Here is a 3,484-nt window from a genome sequence, read left to right as displayed (position 1 = left end):
GTTTGCTGATGAGAGGAATTGTCAGATGGCAGGAATTGCATGCGTTGGCTGAACTCTGAAAATATGAATGTATCGGGCAGGTATCAGAAACCAATTCTGCCCATCCGGGGCAAGCTGCTTGCCCATGATGAGAAAGCAGCGTTCCCCTGTTGGGCAAGCAGCGTGCCCATTTAAGGACATAAAGCCATTGTGCCTCAAGTTTGAAAATAATACTCAGCACCCCTATTGAAGTAACTACTCAGCATCCCCTATGGGCATGAGTAGTTACTCTCCAAGTTTCATGTGAAAATATTTCTTAAATTCATTTTCCATAAATGAATCAATGGGAATAGCCTGTTCCAATATACTGTCAAACTCTTTTAAAAGCATTTTGTAATCACTGTCATTATATATCTTTATTAAACGCCTTAACGTGTTTTTTGCTTCTGTCAAGTCTCTTTTACCAACTAAACATTCAACTTTTTTTAGCTTGTATTTTTTTCCAGTCATTTTGCCACACATATCAATGGCTTTATCATAATATGAATCTGACAATTTCTTATTTCCTAAATATTTGTTTTTTACGGCAAAATACTCCAGATATCTGATATCAGTTGTGTCTAATCTAAGAATGCCTTTTTCTTGAGTAAGAAAGCCTTCCACATATTTACCCAACATTGCCAGCAATTGGCTTTTCTTTTGCAACACAGTATACTCATCGTCTGGAGATAAATTCAGACTGTCCAACTCGTCACATCGATGAATTGCCGATTCTATTATAGTTGTGTCTTTACAAGGCGGTAAACTTGCCAAAATATTATCAATGGAATCTAATTCAACAGAAAAAGACTTCGTATATTCCTGACTATGTGAAAACGTAAAAAACAGCAAAAAACACAATGTTAGTAAATATCTCATTTTATCCTGTATGATTTTGAATTAAACATGTTTACATAAAGGTTCTTCGTCAATTTAGGTGGTAAAAAGAGCCGCTTATTTGTGATTTATAATGTCAAAAGTGCAACATCCGGTTATTATTTTCTGTTTATTGTATTCTTGAATATAGATATCGTCAAATGTAAAACATTTAATTTTGTATCCATTTTCATTTAGAACAAATGAAATATCTTTATAGAATTTCGTGCTTTTAAACTTATGTTTGAAATTGTTTGAATCATAGTATTCAGTAAATATATTGTACAATTCTTGCCATAAATCTAAATTAATCATTAATTGATTGAAATGGTCTGTTTGATATTTTTTGTTTATTATACATAAAGATGTATCCAAAAATGAAATTTTCTCATCGTATGTTGGGTAGAATGCATTATTTTGATCTTTATAGTTTCTTGTTATAACAAAAGAAACTATTTTCCCCTTAAAAAAGCTTGCATAAGTCTGCATCATACATACTTTTTTATTTTTGTATCCATCGCACTTTATCACCTTTGAATAAGGATACTGGGCAGGGACTGAAGAAACCTTTATTGTCCATTCTTTTTTTGACAATGCCTCATTTCTGCAATTGGTACTTAGAAGAATGAAGAATGTACACATTATATATTTTAAATACTTCATAGTCAATGATATATTTCTGTTTTAAATCCCTTGTATGGACTACCACCATAATAATTTTTATATCTGTAATATGACCCCCATTTATGTCGATATACTACATCAACGTGACCAGATATTTGTTCACTTACCCAACTATTGCTTGGATGTAAATACACTAATCCATTTTTTGCTTGTTTTGCTTCGCTAACTGTAGTAACCCTATATCTTCTTAAATATTTAGACATATCTAAAGCTTTTATAAAATACCATTTTCCGTCACCGCCCTTATATGTTCCTTTAACATGTGGTATAAGAAATCCGCTTTTATTCATCGCATAGCTAAGTCTAATAGCACATCCATTCTTAACATCAGACGCAATCTCAGAAAAATATCCTCCAATGTAGTTACATAATTCTTCTGGTTCCATCCATTTTCCATTATCATTAAATGAACCATGTGTATATGCGTCATATATTTTCTTTAGTTGCCTATCTGATATCGTATGTTTCAGCTCGTTAAACATCATCACATAAGCCGCCGTCATAGCACCACTTGCAAATTTTCCCCCACCGAGTTCTGATACAATTCCTCCGAGCACGGCATTGACAGCAACCCGCTCGGCTGCTGACAGTCTGTCGCACATTCCGCCGTTCAAAGCTGCGCCACCGGCGGCGGATGCCATACCTGTAAAGAATCCGTGCTCGAAGTGCCCTCCGCGTATTCCTTCCATAGCCCCTTCGGACACGGAGTGGGCGGCAATCTTCATGTACACGTTTTCAAGGTTCCCGATCTCGAAGTTTGCGAAACCGCTCACGCCTCCCCAGAAACCTCCTGTAAAGGTGTTCTTTGCCGTCTGCATAAGGTTGGCTCCGTTGATGATGGAATTGACCAAAGCTGAAAAGAACAAGAAACTTTTATGTGCCATATTCCTTTTATTATACTTCTATGTCTTTTAATGGAGTATTCTGATTTTGTTATTAGTCATTTAATACTTGAAATATGTGCAACAATGGGAACAATAACCAAAATATTAATATTAGGTTCATATAAATATTCTTGCAATATGTCTTTTCTTGTTTGTACGAGAGCCAATCCGTCACAGTTGAAACAGTTACATTTTATGCCGTATTTCCTTAGCATATTATTTAAATCATTCCTGAATGATGTTTTGTTTAAGGCTGAAATAATTTGTTCATCAGTGTACCACATATTATTTTTGTAAATCTTTTCTTTATATAAAAATGTAGTAAATTCTTTTGTTCTTTCCTGTAAATCAGATGTCTGAAAATAAATAGATTTAAGACATTTCAGATTATAATAGTCTTGTGCCTTGTTTAGGCAAAGATTTAATTGTCTTAAAAAAGATTTATAATCGCATAATGTATATTTGCGTTGTGACACAACCTTAGAATAACATGATGTATCTTTGGGGGTTGAATACATATTGTATCTTTTAAATGAAGTGTTCCGGTCAATATATAATGATATTTCATTTGCTTCCTTTGAAAAGATGAATGAATATGCTGAAATGTTGTTTTCATATTTGACAAATAATTCTATTGCATGATTACTGCCATAATCGTAAGATTCTTTTATAATAACCATCTCCTTATCATTTGGTTTAGTCCAACATACACATGAGATGACAAAAGAAATTGTAATGAATATTAATATTTTTTTCATTTTCTAAATCCTCCATATTTCCATATTAATGTGTGTGCACCTTCATTATAATAGTATACAGCTCCATGTTCTCCGCCGGCTGCTTTTCTGTTATATACGACATCAACATGCCCAGATGCATTTGTAAAGCCGGTTTGTCCTGTTATTCCATTTTTTAATCTTATGTTTTTATTATTGCATACAATTCCGTTACCCCAAATTTTATTAAAATAACCCGTTGGCGGAATTAATTTAAATTGATAAATATGAGTAAAAGGCTGTATA

5 protein-coding genes are annotated in these 3,484 nt (G+C 33.5%); all 5 read right to left on the bottom strand.

Going from position 1 to position 3,484, the window contains the following annotated elements:
- Positions 1–264 precede the first annotated feature (264 nt).
- The gene (locus QVO99_RS04190) at positions 265–897 is read right to left on the bottom strand and encodes a hypothetical protein (protein WP_022316345.1); all 633 of its coding nucleotides are present in this window, start codon (positions 895–897) and stop codon (positions 265–267) included.
- Between the two features lie 75 nt (positions 898–972).
- Positions 973–1,557 (bottom strand): hypothetical protein, encoded by a 585-nt coding sequence (locus QVO99_RS04185; RefSeq protein WP_288176955.1) that lies wholly within the window; start codon positions 1,555–1,557, stop codon positions 973–975.
- A 2-nt stretch (positions 1,558–1,559) separates the two neighbouring features.
- Positions 1,560–2,462, bottom strand: a complete 903-nt coding sequence (locus QVO99_RS04180) for a T6SS effector amidase Tae4 family protein (RefSeq protein ID WP_022316343.1) — start codon at positions 2,460–2,462, stop codon at positions 1,560–1,562.
- Positions 2,463–2,518: 56 nt separating this feature from the next.
- Entirely contained in the window at positions 2,519–3,220 is a 702-nt protein-coding gene (locus QVO99_RS04175) for a hypothetical protein (protein ID WP_278840966.1), read from the bottom strand.
- Positions 3,217–3,484: hypothetical protein (locus QVO99_RS04170; protein WP_288176954.1), on the bottom strand; the 268-nt coding region annotated here is incomplete at its 5' end. The genes QVO99_RS04175 and QVO99_RS04170, both read right to left, overlap by 4 nt.

The organism is Prevotella sp. CAG:592, assembly GCF_000436015.1.
In the GTDB taxonomy this organism is placed as follows: domain Bacteria; phylum Bacteroidota; class Bacteroidia; order Bacteroidales; family Bacteroidaceae; genus Prevotella; species Prevotella pectinovora.
The sequence above is the reverse complement of the archived record's forward strand: the minus strand, read 5'-3'. Positions and strand labels throughout refer to the sequence as shown.